The sequence below is a fragment of the Geobacillus thermoleovorans genome (assembly GCF_001610955.1).
Classification (GTDB): domain Bacteria; phylum Bacillota; class Bacilli; order Bacillales; family Anoxybacillaceae; genus Geobacillus; species Geobacillus thermoleovorans.
Genome location: NZ_CP014335.1, coordinates 1,242,704 through 1,265,122, shown reverse-complemented (window position 1 = coordinate 1,265,122; position 22,419 = coordinate 1,242,704). Strand labels below are relative to the sequence as shown.

The window sequence follows — 22,419 nt, the reverse complement described above, 5'->3', positions numbered from 1 at the left end:
CCCCCTGTTTATTTTTTTAACCGCAGCGCAAAGTCCAGCACCCCAGAGCCGTTGACACGCCCGTAGTCAGCTGGATTGATGACATCAACCGGAATGCCGCGCGCCTCACCCTCTTTTTTGAAGGCGGCGAGCTTATAGCGGATTTGTGGGCCAATCAGCACAACATCCGCCTGGTCGAGATGACTTTTCGCTTCATCAGCTGACACAGCCCAAATGTTCGCCTCGATCCCTTTTTGCTTTGCCGCCTCCTGCATCTTCGTCACGAGCAAACTCGTCGACATGCCGGCGGCGCAAATGAGTAAAATGTTCATCGCTTTTCTCCTCCTTTGTTTTGTGATCGCCATCTTAACAAGCAAATTCCATGCCAACAATAAAAAAGAAGTGAAAAGCGAGATCGGCTCATTGTGTGTCAGTCAGCGGCAACTGTGTATTGAAACCGTTTTCAATCAAACAGCGCAAAACAAAGAAGCAGACGCCTTATGTGTCCCGTTTTTGCTGCAGCGAGCGGAAAAAGCGAATAATGTGACACAATTCATTCTCACCGATGCGAACGCCGTACCGCTGTTCGAGCGGAAACAACCCCTCCTTCACGATCGTATACAGCGGTTCGTGTTCACGGCAACCACCGTCCGTCCCAGCATCGCTTGATGGTTCACCGGCCAACAACCGATCAAGCAGGCAGCATAAATGAAGGACAAGTCCGGCCATATCGCTGGACTGCGACGGAAACCCAATCTCTTGGCTGATCGACGCGAGCACCGCACGGATCACCGGAATCGCCCGTCCTGAGGACAGATGGCGAAGATGGCCGTCCAGTTCTCGGGCCATATGCATATACATTTCTTCATCATCGACAAGCGCTTGTATTTCTTTCATGGCTTTCAGACTGAGCACTTCGTCCAAAGCAAAGTGCGGAACCCGTTCATCGAGGCGGAAATGGCTGACGATGGCGACGATTCGAACATGTTTGGCTATGTTTGACAACCTATTTTGCGCTTCTTTTTCATCAACGATATGAATAGGGATAATTTCCCACAATTGTTCATCAAGCTGCAAGTAAGTTTCCAATATATGCTTTAATGCAAGCGCACTTCCTTTTCCCGTCAAACAAGCCGTAACAATCGCCAGCCTATCTTGCTCCGCCCCGTCCTCTTCCCAAAACGGTTGGCTCATATAATATGGCGCAGCGGTTTTCACTTCGTTATAAATGTCGACAAGCGAATAGCCGAGCATCGCTTTGCGGGCGGCTTCCAATACATGCGGCGTACTCGCTGCAGAAATGACTTTCACTGGAATGGCAAGCTCTTTTTCTAAAAAATGGGCAAAAGACACGAGCGATCCCATATCAACAAGCAGCAATGCCCCTTTCGTCGATGCAACCGGCTGCAAGACCGCTTTTACTTGCTTGTAAACTTGTTTCGGGTCCGCATCGAGCGGCATATCGACCGCTTGCACGCATGCGGCTGCCAACAATTTGTTGACGACATCCGCCATAGCCGACGCAACGCCGTTGCCATGCATGATGACAACCACCGCCACCCGCTCTTCCTGTTCCTCCTGTTCTTCGTCACGGTGCGCGAAAAACATGGTCAAAAACCCCGCTTCATCGATGGGAAAATCAATGCGCATCTGTTCTTCCATAAGCTGCAAGCAGTCCAAGGCAACGGCAAACTCTTTTTTATAAGCGGTGCGCACCTGATTGAGCTGTGGGTGGGTCACGGCGTTCCCGGTCCGAAGGCGATTAAGCGCCGTTTGAATATGCAAAGCGAGCGCATACATCACCTTTTCCGGAAAACGGCGTTCCAGTCTGTTCTCCGCGTAGGCGATTAGCGCCTCGGTTAATGACAGGACGTCAGGTGCGATCATTTTCTCCAGATCGCAGCGATCGCGAATGCGGCGATGAAGACCTTTCATATACTGCGAAACATAACGTTCAATGTCCATCTCAAGCAGCAAATCCAGTTCATCGCCGGTGACGCCCTGCTTTTTCAACTCACTGTATTTGCGCTCAATATTGTCATAAATCGATTGCTGGTCATCATTCACCAGTTCTGGTCGGCATTCGCCTCCATGCGCTGAAAACACGCACCGACCGTGCGGCAGCGGAAAGGAGGCGGCCTGCGGATGCTTTTTCTCGAGCAGCAGCCCGCTTTGCACCTCAAACGACAAGTCAGCGCGCTGGATGCGGACGTTTTCTTTTTTTCCGGTGACATAGTCGGCATACGCCTTGGCGCAAACGAGCTGAATGTCGGCTTTCAGCTGTCCGACGTTGTTTGGACAGGGGTAAAACAAAAAGGCGCGCAACGCATTGGCAGAGACATGAATGTCTTTCCCGAGGCGCACCGCTTCCTGTTGAAAAAATTGCATGACGAGACAGTATCGTTCCTCAAGCGTCCGCTTCTCAAGCGGCGGCAGCCAAATATGCATCGGAATGCGGCGACGAAACGTTTTCAGCAAGTTGGATTCCGGGTTTTCAGTCGTTGCGCAAATCAACAGCACATCAGCCTTTCGTTCCGTGTCCGTTTCCCCTAGCCGGCGGTAGACGCCGCGGTCAATGAATGTAAACAGCATCTCCTGACCTTCCGCCGGCAGGCGGTGCACTTCATCTAAAAATAAAATGCCTCCATCCGCCTTCTCAAGCAGCCCTTTTTGTTCATGCGCTCCCGTGTACGCTCCTTTCCGGATTCCAAACAGTTGCCCAAGCAACAGTTGCGGGTTGTTGGCGTAGTCAGCACAGTTAAAAGTCACAAACGGCGCCCCCGGCGGAAAACGGCCAGTTGCGACGGCAAATTCATGGAGCAACTCGGCAAACATCGATTTTCCCGTCCCAGTTTCCCCGACAATCAGCATCGGCAGTCCTTTCGGCGGATACAAGAGGGCAGCTTTGCCCTGCTCGATGGCCATGGCCAAACTCGGCTGTTCGGCGGCAAGCCGGTCCAACCGCGGCGCTGTCGCTCTATTGCCGGCGACCGCAAACCGCACCGGCCTTCCCGGCCGTTTTTGCACTTTTCCTTCCCTCCACAACCGATTCAAATCGCGGCTGACGTTAGCTCGATCCAATCCGAGAGCGTCAGCTAGCTCCTCTGCGCTCGCCCACGACTCTCCGCTCTTCTTCCACTGACACAGCGTGTTATAGATGAGATCGATTCTTTTCACGATCGCTCCCCTCCTCGTTACACACATTCGCAGCCGCCGGTCGAAATTCCTGCCGAATCGTGATGAAACAACGCCGGCCCGCCGCTATGCACAAAACAAAAGAACGAGGCCTTATTCGACCCCGTTCATCTCGTGAAGACATGGTGCCCGATGCGAATCGTCACCGGACGCGACAACATCCATTTGTCTTTTGTGATTTTCGGATTGTAGAAATAAAGCGAGCCGCGGCGATCGTTTGGGAATAAGGCTAGCGCCTTGTCGACCGCCTCGTAATCCTGCTTGGTCGGCTGAATGCGGGTCAATTTCCCCGTTTTGGCTGGCACAAACGCATAGCCGGATTTCGTTTTTTGATAAATGACGCCGCGCACCGTCTTTGGAAACTCCGGATGCTTTGTGCGGTTTAAAATCACAAGCGCCACTTCCACCTTGCCGGCAAACGGCTCGCTCGAACCGGTCTCCGCTTGCACAAGCTGGGCGAGCAGCTTCCGGTCAGCGGCGCTTAATGAGATCGATTTCTTCTTTGCCGGCGCCGAAGCCGATCGTTTCGCCGCAGCCGGCACTTTCAGCCTTTCTCCGGCATAAATGGCATCGCTTTTTAAGTGATTTAACAACTTTAACGAAGCAACCGTAGTATGATATTGTTTGGCGATCTTCGACAACGTATCCCCTTTTTTCACTTGATAGTATGTATACGAGCCAGCCGCTTCCGCCGACAGCCCATGAGAGCTTAACGCCATACAGCAAATGATCGTGAGCGCTGCAATCGTCTTTTTCACTTTCACTCTGCGCATCCCCCTCATCGTTGCCTTTTGGCTTTTTTTCTTTGTTTACTAGATTAGCAGGCAAAGAAGGGAACGTCACTGTATATCTTTTCCATACAAAGCGGCCGGCGGCTTTCAATCCATTGGCGCTGTAAGGTGGGACAAGCTTTTTTACAGTTGCATTACAGTTGCGTTACGCTTCGTAACAAGCCGCTGTTTGAAACTTGCCAAACAGCAAGCTTTTCGACATAATAGTAGACGAATCTTGCCTATGGCAAAAACAGTTGATCATCATGTTGGGGTGGGGATCGTGCTGACCGGATGGTTTCTTTGGTTTATTTTGCTTTGGGTCGTCTTTTTGCTTGTCATGATGTCGATCGGCGGCTTTTTCATGTTCCGCAAGTTTTTGAAGCGGCTGCCGAAAGAAGATGGGAAATCGGAGCTCGACTGGCAGGAATATTACATTGAACAGACGCGTCATCTATGGGGGGAAGAAGAAAAAGCGCTGCTTGAGGAATTGGTTCGCCCTGTGCCGGAATTGTTCCGCGACGTCGCGCGGCAAAAGATCGCCGGCAAAATCGGCGAGCTTGCGCTCAAGGAACAGGCGCCGCGCATCACACGCGACTTGCTGATCCGCGGCTATATCATCGCAACCCCCAAGCGCGACCATAAGTTTTTGATCCGGACATTGCAGGCGAAGAACATCGATCTCGCCCCTTATAAACATTTATTGGAAAGCCGCTGACGTTCCGCCTTTCGTCTAAGGCTGACCGGCGGCTTTCGTCTGTTTCAGCATGGAAAAAGCGGCCCAAACAAGCAGCTTTTTAGGCCGGGACCGACGACTTCAGCTCCGTCTGCGGGACAATTCCAGGGAAGCGAAGTGAAGCGGCTTGGTGCAACAAAAAAGGGAGCTGTCCATCAGCGGGACAGCTCTTTATGTCAGCACTGGCGGTTTCAGCTGCGCCGCCAGCTTTCTATACGAAACGTACATCGCAATCCGCCATGGGACGATCATCGAAAACGCGAGCAAATAAAACATGCCGCTTAACTGGCGGTAGTCGATCGTTCGTCCTAAATACGTTTTCAAGCCAAGACGAATGACAATCAACCCGAGCAAAATCCAAATAAAGGATTTTGAGCGTTTCAAATAAATATCGCTGCCACGGATTTCAAATTTTGACGTTTTAATGAGAAACAGCGAGAAAAACAGGCCGAGAATGACCGCTTCGATGAGCTCCCCGCGCGTAACGCGAAAGACCGGATCGATGAACATCAGCGCCCCGGTGCTCATAAACAGCGGCGGCAAAATAATTTTTTTGGCATTCGTCGGCTTTTCCGACGCCTTCATGCGCACAAAAAAGATGAAAAACGCCATCACAACGGCGATGAGCGATGTAATGAACGCCAAAGCCATCACCTTCTTCCGACAAAATTCACGGACAACGCTATTATAGCAAAAACCGCTCCGCTTGCCTACCGCCCTCTCCAGCCGCCCCCGCCTTCGCCAAACATCGCGCTCGCTTCATCCCTCTCGCTTGCCAAGAGGAACGCAGTCAGCTGTTTTCCAGCGGTCATAAGCCGGCGCCTTCCTATGCCGTACGAAGCCAAAGCCCGCTTACAAAAGACGGGCAATCGCCTCGAGCACGCGGGTTTCTTCAAACGGCTTGACGATGAAGTCAGCCGCTCCGGCTTCAATGGCCTCAACGACCATACGCTGCTGCCCGAGCGCCGAGCAGATGATGATTTTCGCCCCGGGATCGATCTCCTTAATCGCCCGCACCGCTTCAATCCCATTCATGACCGGCATCGTAATGTCCATGATGACAAGATCGGGGCGCAGCCGGCGATACAGCTCGACCGCCTCTTTGCCGTTTTCCGCCTCACCGGCTACGGTGTGATCCGTTTTTTCCAGTATGCGCGCCAGCGTTACCCGCATAAACTTCGCATCGTCAGCAATTAAAATGGCAGCCATCTTTCCATCGCCCTCTCCTCAACGATATTCCTCCAACAACAGCCGCACAAAGGGCGGCTCCATCGCCGCTAAAAACCAGTAAATCCGCCAAACAAGCTTGTCGTATAAGCAATCAGCTTTGTCATCCAGTCAAAGTACAAAACGACGCCCATCGCCACCATGACATAGCCGCCCGCCTTCATGATGGATGCGCTATGGCGGCGGATCCATTGCAGCTTGCCGATAAAAAACGACAACATGAAAAACGGAACGGCAAATCCAAGCGTATAAGCAAGCATATACATCATTCCTGAGCCCGGGTTGGTGGCGGCTAGAGCGACAACCGCCACCAAAATCGGCCCCATGCACGGCGTCCAACCGGCGGCAAACGCCATGCCGATCAGCACGGAGCCGACATATCCCGATGGCCGTTCACGAAACGAAATGCGCCGATCTTTCAGCAAAAACGCCGGCTTCCACAGCCCGGCGACGACGAGGCCAAGAGCGACGATCACGACCGCGCCGATTTGCCGGATCGCATCTTGATAATCAACAAACAGCCTTCCAAGAAGCGAGGTGCCAAAGCCAAGCGAGATAAAAATGAGCGAGAAGCCGAGCAAAAAGCAAAGCGTATGCCATAAGCTGCGGCGGTTCAGCATCGCGTTTTCCTCTTTCAACTCGCTGACCGACACGCCGGTGATATACGATAAAAACGCCGGATAAAGCGGCAAGCAGCACGGGGAAATAAACGACAAAAACCCGGCGCCGAACGCTAAAAATAGATTGAGATCATTCATTGGTGAACCAGCCCCTGCTTTTTTACTTTTTATTTTAGCAGAATTCCTTCTTCCCGTAACACGTTTCTCATTGTTCCTGGTCAATTTTTCTATTTTCCATTTTTGCGTTCACTGATAAAATAGTATAAAGCACCATACACAATACTTCAAGCAAAGGACGGTCGATTCGTGCCGAAATGCAAATTGTTGACCTTGATTGAACAAAAGCGGATGGAGCTTGTCGACACGGTGGCCAAAACGGGGTTAAACTCGGCGGCGGCCATGAAAATCAGCAAAGAACTTGACACGTTGCTCAATGCCTATCAACGCGAACAAACCAAGCGGCGAAAGCAAAGCGCCTCCCGCTAGGCGGGACATGGCGCTTTCTTCTTTTTGTTCCAAGCAGGGGCGGCAAAACGCCGCCATTTACGCATGGACGTCGACGAGGCCGTTTTGCAGCAAGTACATTTGGTAGTAAAGCCCTTTTTGCGCCAGCAGTTGCTGATGCGTACCGCGCTCGATGATTTCGCCGCGGTGGAGGACGAAAATTTGATCAGCGTCTTGAATCGTTGATAGACGGTGGGCGATGGCGATCGTCGTCCGCCCTTTCCGCATGCGCATGAGCGCATCTTGAATCGCTTCCTCTGTTTCGGTGTCAATATGGGCGGTCGCCTCATCGAGCACCAAAATTTTCGGATCAGCAGCGATCGTGCGAGCAAAGGAAAGAAGCTGGCGCTGACCGCTTGATAACGTCGCCCCGCGCTCGGCGAGCACATGGTCGTAGCCGCCGGGCAATTGCTCAATAAACGCATCGGCCTGCACGAGCCGAGCGGCCTCCTTAATGGCTTCGTCGTCCAGTTCCTGATTATACATGCGAATGTTCTCTTTGACCGTCCCGTAAAACAAAAACGGATCTTGCAAGACAAGGCCGAGGCGGCGGCGCAGCTCGGCGCGCGAGTAATCGCGGATCGACCGGCCGTCAAGCAAAATATCGCCGCGGTCAAACTCATAAAAGCGCATGAGCAAGTTGATGATCGAACTTTTGCCGCTGCCAGTATGGCCGACAAACGCGACCGTCTGACCTGGACGGATGACAAACGACAGCCGTTTCAGCACATCCCGTTTGCCGTCGTAGGAAAAGCTGACATCCCGAAATTCGATTTCCCCGCGCTCGATCACATGCGGCGACCAATTTGGATTGGCCGGCGCCTCTTCTTGATGATCAAGAAGGGCAAACACGCGAGAGGCGGAAACGATCGCCTGCTGGTAAAGAGACAGGCGCATCATCATTTGCGTCACCGGTTCGAAAAAGCGCTCCAAATAGTTGACAAACGCATACAGCACGCCGATCTCAACTGGGCCATCAAGCGCCGTGATGCCAAAAAAGCTGAGCACAACCATGATCGACAACATATACACCACATCGATCGCCGGTCGAAGCAGCAGTCCATCAAGGTGGATGTTTTTCATCCCCGCCTTGTAATGCGCTTCATTGACGGCGGCAAACTCTTGATATAAACGGCGCTGCTGGCGGAACGCTTGAATGACGGCCATTCCTTGCAGCGATTCGTTCAATTTGGCGTTCAGTTCGCTCAGCCGTTCGCGCATCTCTTGATAAAACACTGAGCTGTAGCGGCGGTATGTGTGCATGATGAACGCGATCGCCGGGAGGATGAACAGGCAAAACAACGCAAGCTTAGCATCAAGCGAAAACATGGCGACAAACACGCCGATGACAAACAAGCCGTTTTGCACAAAGGCCGCTAGGACGCTGATGAACATGTCCTTGATCGCTTCTGTATCGTTCGTCACCCGCGAAACGATGCTTCCGCCCGGCGTCCGGTCAAAATAGCTCATCCCGAGCCGGTGCACTTTCGCAAACACATCCATCCGCAGCGCTTGAATGACGTACAAAGCGAGCCGCTGAAACTCGACAAGCTGGAAGTAGGAAATGATCGTTTTCAAGACGAGCACGCCGAGATAGGCGGCCGCCAGCGCCGCCACCGGTCCAAAAGCGAGGCGGCCCGGCACCAAATAGTCATCAATGAACACTTTCACCAAATACGGGCCGGAAAGCTCCCCGGCCGTTGCCAACAGAAGAAGCGCAAACGCAAGCGCAGTTTCTTTTTTGTATCTTCCCATATAAGCGAGCAGCCGCCATAAGACGCGCCGCTGCTCTTTTGTTGTCAACCATCGGTCGTTCATCCACTTCCCCCTATCTTACAAACAACTTGTATTTTCAGGTTTTTCGCTCCGCTCGTTTTTGGCGAGAGCTCGAACGTTCAGACCTGTTGTTACTCCGCAAGCGCCTCAAGCTGCTGGCGTCGGTGCATGTCACGATACCAGCCGCCTTCTGCCATCAGCTGCTCGTGCGTTCCGGCCTGCACAATTCGCCCCCCGTCAAGGACGAGAATCCAATCGGCATGCTCAACCGCGCTTAAACGGTGAGCGGCGATGATCGTCGTTTTTCCGCGCCGCTCCTGTTTGAGCGCCGCTAAAATCCGCGCCTCGGTCTTCGCATCCACGGCCGACAACGCGTCATCAAAAATGAGCACTTCCGGGTCAATGAGAAGCGCCCGGGCGATTGACAGCCGCTGTTTTTGCCCACCGGATAGGGAAACGCCGCGCTCTCCGATGACCGTCTCATACCCGTCGGGAAACTGCAAAATGTCATCATGAATGTCGGCCAGCCGCGCCGCCCGTACGACCTCGTCCTCTCCGGCTTCCGGCTTGGCAAAGGCGATGTTGTCGCGGATGGAGGCAGAAAACAAGAAATGGTCTTGCGGCACGTAGCCGATCGCCGAACGGAGCGCGAAAAGCGTATAATCGCGGATGTCGCGGCCGCCGAAGCGAATCTCGCCGTCATAGCCGTCAAACTCGCGCAGCAGCAGGCGAAGCAACGTCGTTTTTCCCGCCCCCGTTTTGCCGACGACGCCAAGCGTCGCCCCACGCTTGAGCTGAAAACGAATGCCCCGAAGCGCCGGCTTCGCCTCGCCCGGATAGGCAAATTGACGAACATCATACTCAATGTCGCCTTGCGGAGCGATGTGAAGGGCATCCGGACGTTCGTTGATTTCATCTTGTTCAGCCAACAGCGCCCGCACCCGGTCGTACGAAGCACGCCCTCGCTCAACAATGTTAAACAGCCAGCCGAACGCCAACATCGGCCAAATAAGCAGGCCAAGGTAGGTCGTAAACGACACAAGCTCGCCGATCGTCAATTCGCCCGCCAAAACCATTTGGCTGCCAAACGCCACAGCGAGAAAAAATGACAGCCCAACAAGCAGCCCGATCGTCGGATCAAACAAGGCGTCAATTTTGGCGACGGCAACGTTTTTCGCCACGACGTCTTCCGATTGACGGCGAAACGCCTCGACATCGTGTTCCTCATAGCCGAACGCCTTGATGACGCGGATGCCGTTGACGCTTTCCTGCACCTTGTCGTTCAGCGACGAAAACGCCGCTTGCGCCGTTAAAAACCGACGATGGAGCATCGTCCCATAGCGGCTCGTCGCCGCCGCCATCACGGGCATCGGCAATAGGCTGATGAGCGTCAGCTTCCAGCTGATCGAAAACGCCATCGTTGCCAACACAAACCCGCCAAGCGTCACCGAGTCAACAAGCGTCAAAATGCCGCTTCCGGCCGTCTGCTGAATCGCTTGCAAATCGTTGGTCGCATGGGCCATTAAATCGCCGATCCGCTTCCGCTGGTAAAACGACGGCGACATGTTCGTAAAATGCTGATACAGCTCGTTGCGCAGCTGGCGGGCAAGCTTGACCGCCGAACCGAAAATGAAAATGCGCCAAGCGTAGCGGAGCCCGTAAAGCGCCGCCGCAACGGCGGCGAGGACGGCGATCCAGCGGATGAGCACTTCTTTTGTCATCGTGCCGTTTTTCACATGATCGACCAACAAGCCGATCACTTTCGGCGGGACTGTCTCCAAAAACGCCACGATGACAAGCACGAAAATGCCGGTGATATACGCCTTCTTTTCTTGACGGAAAAACCAAAACAAATCGCGAAACACGCGCATAAGGCCCGCCCTCCTTTCATTTGGCTGACGAACAATCGCCATATTATTGTAACAAAACTAGAAAAATTTTGAAAGAACATTTTGGCAAAATAAAAAGACACTCTCGATCGAGTGTCCGTTTCGCTTATTTCAGTTGATTGTTCATCATTTTCATCATCTGATTGATTTTCTTCTGCGACGGAGTCATGCCCATTTGCATCATCATCATGCGAATCATTTGTTCATTGATCGGCGGGTTTTTCTTCAAATAATTGATCATCGTTTTGCGGGCGACGAAAAATCCGATCGCCACCCCGGCGATGAGCGCCAGCACGCCAACGAGAATCGTACCCCACATAACAGCGATTTTCCTCCTTCTTGTTGTCTCCCTAACAGTGTACTAAACGATGCGTCATTAGACAATATTTCGCGACAAAAATCTTTTCATTACGCAAATTTTCTTCCTTGCCGAGGCGCAGACAGCCAGTAGTAATCGACAAAATCGGCGTCGACCGCCAAAAACGTCGGCGAAAGCCGAGCGAGCGCCCGCCCGATGTCCGCGGCAAGCGGCGCGCTGTCAGCGACAAGAAGCAAGCGGCGCTTTTGCACGACAAGCAACGCTTCCTCGCCGGCGTCGTTTTGCAAAACAAACATATTGCGCTCCAAATTTTTGCCGACGCGGCCGGCAAAATATTGCTTTAAGCCAAGTTCCAGGCGCGAAAATGACAGCCGTTCGGTGATAAATTCGACTTGCTTGCGGCAAATCGCCTTCAGCGGCGCTTTCGCGTATTGATGCTCACGAAGCAGTTCGACAATTTTTTCTGCCCGATGGCGGTAATGCGACGCCACATCGTCATTCAACAAATAAATCCAATAGCGGACCATGCCCCATCCCCCATTTCTGTTCATCTATTTTCTATTATAGAAAAGGAAAGGGGAAAAATATGTCTATTAACGGCAAGTTTTTTCACTAACATTGTCGATTTTTGTTTGCGGTGGCCATGCGGCCGCAAACAGGCCAACACGTCATGAACAAGCCTTTGCCCTCGATTCAACCCCGAAAATACTTGACCAAGGCGCAGCCATCTTTCACAAAAACAAGCTGCCCCTGCAACAACGCAAGGGCAGCTTTCCCGGTTACTTGCCGAGCAGCGCTTTTGTGCGGCGGACGACGTTGTCAACCGTAAAGCCATACTCGGCCATGATTTTCTCTCCCGGAGCGGAAGCACCGAATCGGTCGATGGCCAAAATGTCGCCCTCGGCGCCGACGTAGCGCTCCCAACCGAGCGACGCGCCCATTTCAATGGCGAGCCGCTTCGTCACGGCCGGCGGAAGCACTTCATCGCGGTACGATTTTGGCTGCGCTTCGAAGCGGTCCCACGATGGCATGCTGATGACGGAGACATGGATGCCCTCAGCGGCGAGCGCTTCTTGCGCTTTGACGGCCAGACCGACTTCCGAGCCAGTCGCCAACAACAGCGCCTCCGGAGCGCCGTTTTTCGCCGGTGAAACGACGTACGCACCTTTTTTCACGCCTTCATACGCCAACTCAGCTGTTGCCGCCAACGTCGGCACATCTTGACGCGTCAAGACGAGCGCAGTCGGCTTGTCCGTCGATTCGAGCGCCAGCCGCCATGCTGCCGCCGTTTCGTTTGCGTCAGCCGGACGGATGACCGACAAGTTCGGCATCGCCCGAAGCGAAGCGAGATGTTCGATCGGCTCGTGCGTCGGCCCGTCTTCGCCGACGGCGATGCTGTCGTGCGTCAAGACGTAGATGACCGGCAAGCCCATCAGCGCCGCCAAGCGGATCGCCGGACGCAAATAGTCAGAGAACACGAAGAACGTGCCTCCGAACACTTTCAACCCGCCGTGAAGCGCCATGCCGTTCAGCGCCGCCCCCATGGCAAACTCGCGCACGCCAAACCAAATGTTGCGCCCTTCGTAGCTGTCCGGCAAGAAGTTGCCGCCGCCTTTGATGAGCGTTTTATTCGAGCTTGCCAAGTCCGCCGAACCGCCAAACAATTGCGGCACCGCTTTGGCGATGGCGTTGATCACGTCCCCGGACGATGAGCGGGTCGCCAGGCTTTTGCCTGCTTCGTATACCGGCAAAGAAGCTTCCCATCCATCTGGCAGTTTGCCTTCGATCGCTCGCTTCAATTGGGCGGCCAGTTCCGGATGGGCCTGTTCATAGGCGGCGAGCTGCTCATTCCATTCCGCCTCTTTTTTCGCTCCCGGCTCTTGCACCGTCGCACGGAAGTGGGCGTACACTTCTTCTGGCACGTAAAAATCTTCCGCAAATGTCCAACGATACGCCTCTTTCGTCAGCTTCGCCTCTTGGGCGCCGAGCGGAGCGCCGTGGACGCCGGACGTGCCCGCTTTATTTGGCGCGCCGTAGCCAATCGTCGTTTTGACTTCAATGAGCGTCGGCCGGCTGAGGTCCGCCCGCGCCTCCTCGAGCGCTTTGGCGATTTCTTCAATATTGTTGCCGTCCTCAACGCGCAAATATTGCCAACCGTACGCTTGGAAACGTTGGGCGACGTTTTCCGAGAACGACAGGTTGAGCTCCCCGTCCAGCGAAATGTCGTTCGAGTCATACAGGACGATCAGACGGCCGAGCTTCAAGTGGCCGGCGAGTGACGCCGCTTCGCTCGCCACTCCTTCCATCAAATCGCCATCGCCGCAAATGGCGTACGTATAATGATTGATAATCTCAAACCCGTCGCGGTTGTATGTAGCGGCCAAATGCCGCTCCGCCATCGCCATGCCGACCGCCATCGCGATCCCTTGGCCAAGCGGTCCCGTCGTCGCTTCCACGCCCGGCGTATGGCCGTATTCCGGATGGCCCGGCGTTTTGCTTCCCCATTGACGGAATTGTTTCAAATCATCCATCGATACGTCGTAGCCGCTTAAATGAAGCAAGCTGTACAATAACATCGACCCGTGCCCGGCTGACAAGACAAACCGGTCGCGGTTGAACCAGTTTGGATTCGCCGGGTTATGATTCATAAATTTCGTCCAAAGCGTGTACGCCATCGGCGCCGCGCCCATCGGCATGCCCGGGTGCCCGGATTTCGCTTTTTCGATCGCGTCAATCGACAGCGTTCGAATCGTCGTAATCGCCAACTCCTCGATTGAATGCGCCATCGTCTTCCTCCCTTTCATCAACATGGTGTCATTTACTATCATATAGAAAATCGATCGGCTTGTACAACGTTATTTTCCGAGCCACCCCTCTTTCGACCGTTTAATGGAAGCGCCGCCGCTGGCTTTCCTTTAATTTTTTCGGCGTCACGTCGTTGCCGTTCGGGTCAATGACGGTCACTGTATGGAGCATATCGGTCATCGCCTTGCGGAACGCTTGAATGTACTCACGGCGCAGCTTCGCTTGCTCGAAGGCCTCTTCGGCCGACAAGCCGGCCGTTTTCGCTTTTTTCGCCAGTTCATTGATGCGGGCTAATTTATGTTTGGCAAGCATTGATCATCTTCTCCTATCTGCCATATTCTCACTCTGTTTTATCTTATCTGATCAACCGGGAAGATGGCAACGATGGCATCTTGGCTTCCTTTGCCCGCTCGCCGCTTTAGGGTCAGGCGCAGTACACGATCAACGCCGCCTTTGTTGCTCGTCCATATATTCCTGGTAACGCCGATGGACGGTCGCCTTGGACGCCTCGTAACCGAAGCTTCGCATCGTCGCGGCGATATCGGCAAACGTCAGTCCGCGCTCGCGCAAGCGGACGATCTCCTCAACCGGCAGATCAATTCGATCGCGCCCGGCGTTTTCGCCCCGGCGCCTTAGGTTCCGCTCCGGTCGGTAGCCGCTGGCGATGGCTCGCTGCATGCCACGCTTAATTTTGGCGTTATGTATTTTTCTTTGGTACTCCTCGACAATCGCGATGATGGATAACACCATCTCATCGGCCTCCGACAGCGGCATCTCCCCGCGGTGGCTGGCGCTGTATATTTTCACCCCTTGCTTTTTCAAGCAATGCAGCACCGCCATGCGCGCATGGCCGCGCCCAAGCCGCGTTTCATCTTGAATGAGCAGCACATCGACCTCGCCTTCCTCGCAAAGCGAAAGCAGCTCCAACACGCCGTCGCGGTCGGCTTCATAACCGCTCGCCTGCTCGGCGATCACTTTCACGACTTCAAATCCACACTCGGCCGCCAGCTGCTCGAGCTCATCTCGTTGCCTCGCGAGCGACGTTTCCTGTTCAGCTTTGTCCGTGCTGACGCGGCAGTAAATGACCGCCCTCATGGCCAATCCCTTCTTTCCATCACTGATTGACGGCCACCGAGCCGCCCTGCTTTGATTTTAACACAGGAATGACAATTTGTTCACCGGCGGCAAGACGCGGGCTCGGCAAATGGTTGACATCGACGACCCAGCGGATGAACTCATCAGGCGGCATATGGTGTTCCTGTTCGTACTGTTTTGCCAGCCCCCAAAGCGTATCGCCGGGAGCAACCGTGATCGTCACGTATTCTTTTTTATCGACCGGGCTGCTGGCGTAAACGAACCCTGCCAACACGAGCGCAAACAAAAATGAAAACAAAACATAGTGCAGCAACGTTTTCCTCATTCCCTCCCACCCTTTCTAGAATGTTTGTTCGCTTTCCTTCATTATAGCCAGGAACATTTGTTTGTGTCAATAAAAAACTCGAACTTATGTTTGTTTTTTCGTCTTCCGCATGGTATAATGAAGGCAAATGATGTGGCGAGAGGTGTGAAACAATGACGAAACTGTCAAAACGACAACAGCAAATTTTAGAGTTTATTAAACAGGAAGTAAAAACAAAAGGCTATCCTCCGTCGGTGCGGGAAATTGGGGAAGCGGTTGGACTGGCGTCAAGTTCGACGGTCCACGGGCATCTCGCGCGCCTAGAAAGCAAAGGGTACATCCGCCGCGACCCGACAAAGCCGCGCGCCATTGAAATTTTGGACAACGATATGGCCAAGGAGAGAGAAAAAGAGGAGATCATCTCGGTGCCGATCATCGGCAAGGTGACGGCCGGCCAACCGATTACAGCGGTGGAAAACATCGAAGGCTACTTTCCGCTGCCGAAGCGGCTCGCCGCCGGCGAGGAGCAGCTGTTTATGCTTGAAGTGATGGGCGACAGCATGATCGAAGCCGGCATTCTCGACGGCGACTACGTCATCGTCCGCCAGCAGTCATCGGCCAACAACGGCGACATCGTCGTCGCCATGACGGAAGACAACGAGGCGACGGTGAAGCGGTTTTTCAAGGAAAAAGACCACATCCGCCTGCAGCCGGAAAACGCCCATCTTGAGCCGATCATCGTCCGCGACTGCACGATTCTCGGCAAAGTGATCGGCGTCTATCGCCTGTTCGACTGACTCGTGCCGGCCTGCGCCCATAAAAAAGCTGCCCCGTTTTTTTCAGGGCAGCTTTTTTATGAATCAGTAGAGTTCCATATATTGGTCCAATTCCCATTGATGAACCGTTGTCCGATACATATCCCACTCAATTTCTTTCGCTTCGACGAAATGCTCGAATAAATGTTTGCCGAGCGCGTGAATCATCACTTCATCGGACTTCAAGTTTTCCAACGCTTCATGCAGCGTTGCCGGCAAATCGACAATGCCTTCTTCGAGCCGTTCTTCTTTCGTCATGACGTAAATGTTTCGATCCACTGGCGCCGGAGGAGTGAGCTTGTTGCGAATGCCGTCAAGCCCAGCGGCTAAAAGCACCGCCATGGCCAAGTATGGGTTGGCCGACGGGTCGACGCTGCGCACCTCAATGCGCGTGCTCATGCCGCGCGAAGCTGGAATGCGGATGAGCGGGCTGCGGTTGCGCGCCGACCAAGCGACGTAGCACGGCGCTTCATAGCCTGGAACAAGCCGCTTGTACGAGTTGACGGTCGGGTTCGTCACCGCCGTAAAGTTCGGCGCATGCTTCAGCACACCGGCGATAAACTGCCGCGCCGTATCGCTCAACTGCAAGTCGCCGTTCGGATCGAAAAAGGCGTTTTCACCGTTGCGGAACAGCGACAGGTTGCAATGCATTCCTGAACCGTTAATCCCAAAAATCGGCTTCGGCATAAAGGTCGCATGCAATCCGTGTTTGCGGGCGATCGTTTTGACGACGAGCTTAAACGTTTGAATGTCGTCGCACGCTTTTACGGCATCAGCGTATTTAAAATCGATCTCATGCTGGCCCGGGGCGACTTCATGATGGGACGCTTCGATTTCAAACCCCATTTCCTCAAGCTCGAGCACAATGTCGCGCCGGCAGTTTTCCCCAAGATCGGTCGGCGCCAAATCGAAATAGCCGCCGCGATCGTTCAGCTCCATCGTCGGGTGTCCTTTTTCGTCCAGCTTGAAAAGGAAGAATTCAGGCTCAGCTCCTAAGTTAAAGGCGTTGAAGCCAAGCGCCTCCATCTCTTTCAGCATCCGCTTCAAGTTATAGCGCGGACAGCCTTCAAACGGCGTGCCGTCCGGGTTGTAAATGTCGCAGATAAAGCGGGCGACTTTTCCTTTTTCTGAAGTCCACGGGAAAATGACGAACGTATCCAAGTCCGGATACAAATACATATCCGACTCTTCGATGCGGACAAATCCTTCGATCGACGACCCGTCAAACATAATTTTGTTGTTAAGCGCTTTCTCCAGCTGGCTGATCGGAATTTCGACGTTTTTGATCGTGCCCAAAATATCGGTGAATTGCAGGCGGATGTACTTGACATTTTCCTCTTTGACGATGTGTAGAATGTCGTCACGCGTATATTTTGCCATGTCCAAACTCCTCCCCGGCTCGGAAATCATTTTCCGTCATTAATGAAAGAAGCGAGCGAGATCTCCTTGGCGAAGCGATGCGCGCTGGAACCGCCCGGCCTGCAGCAATTCATTCCGCAAAATTTCGCGCAGTTCTTCGTCCGACAGCTTCGGTTTTCCTACTTTTTCGACTTTCTCCGCCTGCTGGTGGCGTCCTTCCTCCCGCGCGGCAAAAATTTGCTTAATGCCCGCCAAGTTGACGCCTTGGTCGATCAAATCTTTAATTTCCAGCAAGCGGTCAATGTCATTGAGCGAAAACAGCCTCCGGTTGCCTTCAGTGCGCGCTGGCGAAACGAGGCCGTGCTCTTCATAATAGCGGATTTGCCGAGCCGACAAGTCGGTCAGCTGCATCACAATCCCAATCGGAAACAATGGCATGGAACGACGAATTTGGCTGCTCATGCCAATTCCTCCTCGCTTTTGATACCTTTATTTTACCATAATGTTAGGAAATGAGTCAATGAAACGTGATGTTTCCTCACAAACAAATCAACCGCTGTTCAAGCAAACGCTGAATGGCGGAACAGACGGCGATTTTCACATGCGAATACGTCAATCCGCCTTGCACATACGCGACATATGGGGGGCGCAACGGCCCGTCGGCCGTCAACTCAATGCTTGCCCCTTGGACGAACGTGCCGGCGGCCATGATCACTTTGTCTTCATAGCCGGGCATGTCGCTCGGATACGGAGTGAAATGAGCGTTGACCGGGGAGGAAGCCTGAATCGCTTGGCAAAACGCCACCATTTGTTCCGGATCGTCAAAACGGACGGACTGAACCAAATCCGTGCGCTTCGCCTTCCACGATGGCGAGGTTTTTAGTCCGATCCGCTCGAGCATCGCCGCCGTAAAAACCGCCCCCTTGAGCGCCTGACCCACGGTGTGCGGCGCAAGGAAAAAGCCTTGATACATATCCGGCAAGCTGTAAAGCGACGGACCGACTTCCGCTCCAATGCCCGGCGAGGTCATCCGATAGGCGCACGCCTCCACATATTCCCGCTTGCCGACAATGTAGCCGCCCGTTTTCGCCAAGCCCCCTCCCGGGTTTTTAATGAGCGAGCCGGCCATCAAATCGGCGCCGACATGGCATGGCTCTTTCTCCTCGACGAATTCTCCGTAGCAATTGTCGACAAACACGACGACATCCGGTTTGATCGACTTGACGAATGCAATCATGTCGCCGATCTCTTCGACAGTAAACGACGGCCGGTCCGCATAGCCGCGCGAACGTTGAATGCCGATCATTTTCGTCCGCTCATGGATCGCTTCGCGAACGGCCGGAAAATCGACCATCCCTTCCGCTGTGAGCGGCACGCTGCGATAACGAATGCCAAACTCTTTCAGCGAGCCGACGCCGCGGCCGCGGACGCCGACGATTTCCTCAAGCGTATCGTACGGAGCGCCCGTGATGTAAAGCAACTCATCGCCCGGGCGCAACACGCCAAACAGCGCGATCGCAATCGCATGCGTGCCGGAAATGATTTGCGGGCGCACAAGTCCCGCTTCCGCTCCAAACACATCAGCGAAAATGCGATCGAGCGTATCGCGGCCCGCATCGTCATACCCATAACCGGTTGACGGAATGAAGTGGGCGTCGCTCACTTGATGGCGACGGAAGCTCTCAAGCACGCGGTATTGGTTGACGTCGACCAGTTCATCGATGCGGCGGTGAATCGGCGCGATTTGTGCTTCGATTTCCTCGATGAGAAGAGCGATGGTTTCTCCGTGTCTCCATTGTGTCCAAAACATAGATGAACCCTTTCTACCGTTGGAATGATTGCAGCTCCCCATACAAGGGGTGCGTCGGCAGCACGTACCCTTGGCAGTCGTACGTGCCTCCCTGTTCATTATAATGCCATTCGTGCAAAATGGTGTCCGATTTTAACCGAGCGAGCAATTTTCCTTCACCGCTTGGGATCGACACGTCGTAACGGGCCATTTGCTGTTTCACCGCCTCTTCAAGAAAATAGCGGAGCCGGTCAATGTCGGCGGCGGAAAGCGCGCTGATCATGATGGAAGCAGTCGTTGTCGGAATGAATTCCGACGCTTTTTGATCGCTTTTATTGTACACCGTGACCATCGGAATGGAAGAAGCCCCTAATTCAGCGAGCAGCCGCGACACCGTTCGCTCGTGCGCAACGTAATCCGGATGAGACGAATCGACGACGTGAAGCAATAGATCGGCTTCCGTCACTTCCTCGAGCGTCGAGCGGAACGCGGCGACAAGTGTCGTCGGCAAGTCTTGAATGAACCCGACCGTATCGGTGACAAGCACCGTGTAGCCGCATGGCAAGACACATTTGCGCGTCAACGGGTCGAGCGTGGCAAACAACAAGTTTTCTTCCAACGAATCGGCGGCGGTCAGCCGATTGAAAATCGTTGATTTGCCGGCGTTTGTATAGCCGACGAGCGCCACTTGAAACGCTTGGTTTTTTTGCCGGCGCTCGCGGTACCGCCCTCGATGCTCAGCAATGCGCACAAGCTCAGCTTTAATGTCGTCAATGCGGCGGCGAATATGGCGGCGGTCGGTCTCGAGCTTCGTCTCCCCCGGGCCGCGCGTGCCGATGCCGCCGCCCAAGCGGGATAGCGCCTCTCCTTGACCGCTAAGGCGCGGCAACATATACTCCAGCTGGGCGAGCTCGACTTGCAGCTTTCCTTCTTTTGAGCGGGCGCGTCTTGCAAAAATGTCTAAAATGAGCTGCGTCCGGTCAATCACTTTCACCTCGCCAAGCATTTTCGTCAAATTGCGCGCTTGGCTTGGAGAGAGCTCGCTGTTGAAAATAACCACGTCCGGTTCCAGCTGCTTGACTATGGCGGCGAGCTCTTCCGTTTTCCCTTTGCCGATATACGTCGCCGGGTGCGGCGCTTCACGTTTTTGCGTCACCTCTGCCACAACCTCGCCGTTCGCCGTCGCAACGAGCGAAGCGAGCTCCTCCATCGAATAGCGAAACCGTTCATCATCGACACCAGCGAGCTGGCAGCCGACAAGGATCGCTTGTTCACGGCTCATGGCATCCCCCTTCCTTTCCCTCGCGGCGAACATGTTCTCTATGTTCATGATACCAAATCCCACCGTCGGTCTGCTAGTTCGTTCCAAAAAAACGATTGATTTTCCGCCGCTTTTGCCCCTACAATGATACAAGAACACCGTACGGAAAGGAACAGCACGAATGACGTGGGAAGTATTGAGCATCATCGGCACGATCGCCTTTGCCATTAGCGGGGCGATTGTCGCGATGGAAGAGGAGTACGATTTGCTTGGGGTGTACATTTTAGGGATTGTCACCGCTTTTGGCGGCGGGGCGGTGCGCAATTTGCTGATCGGGGTTCCCGTGTCGGCGTTATGGGAACAGCAGCCGCTCTTTCTTGTCGCTTTGGCGGCCATGACAGTTGTGTATTTGTTCCCAAAGCAAATGCTGCCGCCGTGGAAGCGGTGGGGCAACTTTTTTGACGCCCTTGGGCTGTCCGCGTTCGCCATCCAAGGAGCGCTGTATGCCGTCAACATGGATCATCCGTTAAGTGCGGTCATCGTCGCCGCGGTGTTGACCGGAAGCGGCGGCGGCATTATCCGTGACGTGTTGGCGGGAAGAAAGCCGCTCGTGTTGCGCGCAGAAATTTATGCCGCCTGGGCCATTCTCGCCGGCCTCGCTGTTGGGCTGAAATGGGCCGAATCGCCCATGGAGCTGTATGTGTTGTTGATTGTCGTCGCCGCTTTGCGCGTTTTGTCATACACGTACGGCTGGAAGCTGCCGCGGCGGGCGGTCGGAGAAAAAGCGGGCGAGCAATGATCAAACGGCAAAAGCAACAACTACTCATTGATTTATACGAAAAGATAGACTTTTGTATAAATCGTCCCATTCCGTTTGACAGCCGTTGTATGGCTCCTCTCTGCCCCTGCCTCTTGGTACGAAGGAAGCGAAAAGAAGCAAAACCGTAAGCACGGAAGCGAAGGCGCCCAACGCGGACTCCTCGCTTTTGGTTTGCTGACGCCTTCCTTACGCGCTTTGCTCGCTTCGCACCGCCACGGCCACGCCGGCAGCAATGAGCGCCCCGCCGAGCCAAAACGAGACATCGAGTTGCTCTTGTAAAAACAGCCGGCCAAAGAGCGAGCCGACGAGCGGCTGGAAAAAGAAAAAGAGCGAGCCGACGCCGGCATCGATCATTTCCATCCCTTTGTTCCAAAGAAAAAATGCTCCCGCTGTCGATACAACGCCAAGATACAACACCCCAAGGGCGACGGGAACACTCCAATGGCTCGCAGCAAGCCCCGGCCCTTCGGCGAGCATCATCGGCGTCATGCCAATGAGTGCCACAAAAATGGCATACGTGGTGATCGAAAACACGGACAAGCGGGCCGAAGCGATTTTCACGAGCACCGACAACAGCGCCCAAGTGACCGCCGCGCCGACTAAGCAAACGTTGCCAAGAAACGTTGATTCTTCTCCGCCTCCTAAGCCGACGATGACGATGACGCCGAATGTCGCCAATAGGAGCGCGCCAAGCTTCCGCCATGTGAGCGCCTCACCAATCAGCCAGCGGGCAAACAAAACGACAAACGCCGGCGTCGAGGCGGTGATGAGCGAAGCGGTATGGGCGTTCGACCATTTCGTGCCGACAAACTGCAAGGAAATGGAAACGACGTAGCCGATGATCCCGACCGTGATAATCATTCCCCAGTCACGCCCGTTCTTTGGGGGGCGCTCGCGTTTCGCCACGGCGACGGCGCCCAGCACGATCAAGGCGACGGCGTAGCGCAGCCAGACGAGCGTAAACGGCGGAATGTAGTCCAACACGTATTTGCTCACCACATACATCCCGCCCCAAATGCCAGCGGCAAGGGATAAATAGAAGGAAGCGAGAAAGGCTTGCTTCATGACATCGATCCCCTTTGCTTTCTTCTTTCTGCTGCTGACACCAAAAGCGAAGCCGTTATTTCCAGAGATGGCAGCCAAACAAGGTTGTTCT

23 protein-coding genes are annotated in these 22,419 nt (G+C 54.1%); 4 read left to right on the top strand and 19 right to left on the bottom strand.

Annotation, left to right across the window (positions count from 1 at the left end; translation table 11 throughout):
- Positions 1-8 precede the first annotated feature (8 nt).
- From GT3570_RS06375 to GT3570_RS06365, 3 genes are all read right to left on the bottom strand, one after another.
- A complete protein-coding gene (locus GT3570_RS06375) occupies positions 9-311 on the bottom strand; it encodes a PTS sugar transporter subunit IIB (protein WP_013145675.1) in 303 nt (100 codons plus the stop codon).
- Positions 312-477: 166 nt separating this feature from the next.
- On the bottom strand, positions 478-3,156 hold the full coding sequence (locus GT3570_RS06370; protein ID WP_062898542.1) for a sigma-54-dependent transcriptional regulator: 2,679 nt from the start codon (positions 3,154-3,156) through the stop codon (positions 478-480).
- A 125-nt stretch (positions 3,157-3,281) separates the two neighbouring features.
- Positions 3,282-3,956 carry a cell wall hydrolase gene (locus tag GT3570_RS06365; RefSeq protein WP_031212903.1) on the bottom strand — a complete coding sequence of 225 codons (675 nt, stop codon included), beginning with the start codon at positions 3,954-3,956 and terminating at the stop codon, positions 3,282-3,284.
- A 271-nt stretch (positions 3,957-4,227) separates the two neighbouring features.
- Between GT3570_RS06365 and GT3570_RS06360 the strand changes: the two genes are divergently transcribed.
- Positions 4,228-4,662, top strand: a complete 435-nt coding sequence (locus tag GT3570_RS06360) for a DUF2621 domain-containing protein (RefSeq protein WP_011230841.1) — start codon at positions 4,228-4,230, stop codon at positions 4,660-4,662.
- Between the two features lie 189 nt (positions 4,663-4,851).
- Here GT3570_RS06360 and GT3570_RS06355 read toward each other — a convergent pair whose 3' ends face one another.
- The 3 genes from GT3570_RS06355 to GT3570_RS06345 all read right to left on the bottom strand — a co-directional run bounded on the left by GT3570_RS06355 (position 4,852) and on the right by GT3570_RS06345 (position 6,665).
- Positions 4,852-5,331, bottom strand: coding sequence for a CcdC family protein (locus GT3570_RS06355; protein WP_020278238.1), 480 nt, complete (start codon positions 5,329-5,331; stop codon positions 4,852-4,854).
- 201 nt (positions 5,332-5,532) lie between these two features.
- Positions 5,533-5,889 (bottom strand): response regulator, encoded by a 357-nt coding sequence (locus tag GT3570_RS06350; protein WP_011230839.1) that lies wholly within the window; start codon positions 5,887-5,889, stop codon positions 5,533-5,535.
- Positions 5,890-5,957: 68 nt separating this feature from the next.
- The gene (locus GT3570_RS06345; RefSeq protein WP_011230838.1) at positions 5,958-6,665 is read right to left on the bottom strand and encodes a cytochrome c biogenesis protein CcdA; all 708 of its coding nucleotides are present in this window, start codon (positions 6,663-6,665) and stop codon (positions 5,958-5,960) included.
- A gap of 168 nt (positions 6,666-6,833) precedes the next feature.
- Between GT3570_RS06345 and GT3570_RS06340 the strand changes: the two genes are divergently transcribed.
- A complete protein-coding gene (locus GT3570_RS06340) occupies positions 6,834-7,013 on the top strand; it encodes an aspartyl-phosphate phosphatase Spo0E family protein (RefSeq protein WP_011230836.1) in 180 nt (59 codons plus the stop codon).
- 57 nt (positions 7,014-7,070) lie between these two features.
- Here the strand turns inward: GT3570_RS06340 and GT3570_RS06335 are convergent, their stop codons facing one another.
- The 8 genes from GT3570_RS06335 to yneA form a co-directional block, all read right to left on the bottom strand.
- On the bottom strand, positions 7,071-8,849 hold the full coding sequence (locus GT3570_RS06335; protein ID WP_023634181.1) for an ABC transporter ATP-binding protein: 1,779 nt from the start codon (positions 8,847-8,849) through the stop codon (positions 7,071-7,073).
- Between the two features lie 89 nt (positions 8,850-8,938).
- On the bottom strand, positions 8,939-10,678 hold the full coding sequence (locus tag GT3570_RS06330) for an ABC transporter transmembrane domain-containing protein (RefSeq protein ID WP_011230834.1): 1,740 nt from the start codon (positions 10,676-10,678) through the stop codon (positions 8,939-8,941).
- A gap of 124 nt (positions 10,679-10,802) precedes the next feature.
- The gene (locus GT3570_RS06325; RefSeq protein WP_011230833.1) at positions 10,803-11,015 is read right to left on the bottom strand and encodes a YneF family protein; all 213 of its coding nucleotides are present in this window, start codon (positions 11,013-11,015) and stop codon (positions 10,803-10,805) included.
- Between the two features lie 89 nt (positions 11,016-11,104).
- Positions 11,105-11,542, bottom strand: coding sequence for a sporulation inhibitor of replication protein SirA (gene sirA, locus GT3570_RS06320; protein WP_011230832.1), 438 nt, complete (start codon positions 11,540-11,542; stop codon positions 11,105-11,107).
- A 252-nt stretch (positions 11,543-11,794) separates the two neighbouring features.
- Complete coding sequence (gene tkt, locus GT3570_RS06315; RefSeq protein WP_015374472.1) at positions 11,795-13,801, bottom strand: transketolase; 2,007 nt, start codon at positions 13,799-13,801, stop codon at positions 11,795-11,797.
- 100 nt (positions 13,802-13,901) lie between these two features.
- Positions 13,902-14,132, bottom strand: coding sequence for a DUF896 domain-containing protein (locus GT3570_RS06310; protein WP_013145682.1), 231 nt, complete (start codon positions 14,130-14,132; stop codon positions 13,902-13,904).
- A gap of 129 nt (positions 14,133-14,261) precedes the next feature.
- Positions 14,262-14,915 carry a YneB family resolvase-like protein gene (locus GT3570_RS06305; protein ID WP_013145683.1) on the bottom strand — a complete coding sequence of 218 codons (654 nt, stop codon included), beginning with the start codon at positions 14,913-14,915 and terminating at the stop codon, positions 14,262-14,264.
- Between the two features lie 19 nt (positions 14,916-14,934).
- Positions 14,935-15,240: a cell division suppressor protein YneA gene (gene yneA, locus GT3570_RS06300; protein WP_011230828.1), complete on the bottom strand. Its 306-nt coding sequence runs from the start codon at positions 15,238-15,240 to the stop codon at positions 14,935-14,937.
- A gap of 152 nt (positions 15,241-15,392) precedes the next feature.
- Between yneA and lexA the strand changes: the two genes are divergently transcribed.
- On the top strand, positions 15,393-16,016 hold the full coding sequence (gene lexA / locus GT3570_RS06295; protein WP_011230827.1) for a transcriptional repressor LexA: 624 nt from the start codon (positions 15,393-15,395) through the stop codon (positions 16,014-16,016).
- A gap of 63 nt (positions 16,017-16,079) precedes the next feature.
- Here lexA and glnA read toward each other — a convergent pair whose 3' ends face one another.
- The 4 genes from glnA to hflX all read right to left on the bottom strand — a co-directional run bounded on the left by glnA (position 16,080) and on the right by hflX (position 20,464).
- Entirely contained in the window at positions 16,080-17,414 is a 1,335-nt protein-coding gene (gene glnA / locus GT3570_RS06290; protein ID WP_011230826.1) for a type I glutamate--ammonia ligase, read from the bottom strand.
- Between the two features lie 39 nt (positions 17,415-17,453).
- Positions 17,454-17,855 (bottom strand): MerR family transcriptional regulator, encoded by a 402-nt coding sequence (locus GT3570_RS06285; protein ID WP_011230825.1) that lies wholly within the window; start codon positions 17,853-17,855, stop codon positions 17,454-17,456.
- 76 nt (positions 17,856-17,931) lie between these two features.
- Positions 17,932-19,203: a methionine gamma-lyase family protein gene (locus GT3570_RS06280; RefSeq protein WP_011230824.1), complete on the bottom strand. Its 1,272-nt coding sequence runs from the start codon at positions 19,201-19,203 to the stop codon at positions 17,932-17,934.
- 13 nt (positions 19,204-19,216) lie between these two features.
- Complete coding sequence (gene hflX, locus GT3570_RS06275; protein ID WP_011230823.1) at positions 19,217-20,464, bottom strand: GTPase HflX; 1,248 nt, start codon at positions 20,462-20,464, stop codon at positions 19,217-19,219.
- Between the two features lie 160 nt (positions 20,465-20,624).
- Between hflX and GT3570_RS06270 the strand changes: the two genes are divergently transcribed.
- Entirely contained in the window at positions 20,625-21,242 is a 618-nt protein-coding gene (locus tag GT3570_RS06270) for a trimeric intracellular cation channel family protein (protein WP_011230822.1), read from the top strand.
- A 207-nt stretch (positions 21,243-21,449) separates the two neighbouring features.
- On the opposite strand, the gene GT3570_RS06265 is transcribed toward GT3570_RS06270, so the two are convergent.
- Entirely contained in the window at positions 21,450-22,328 is an 879-nt protein-coding gene (locus tag GT3570_RS06265) for a DMT family transporter (protein ID WP_011230821.1), read from the bottom strand.
- Between the last annotated feature and the right edge of the window lie 91 nt (positions 22,329-22,419).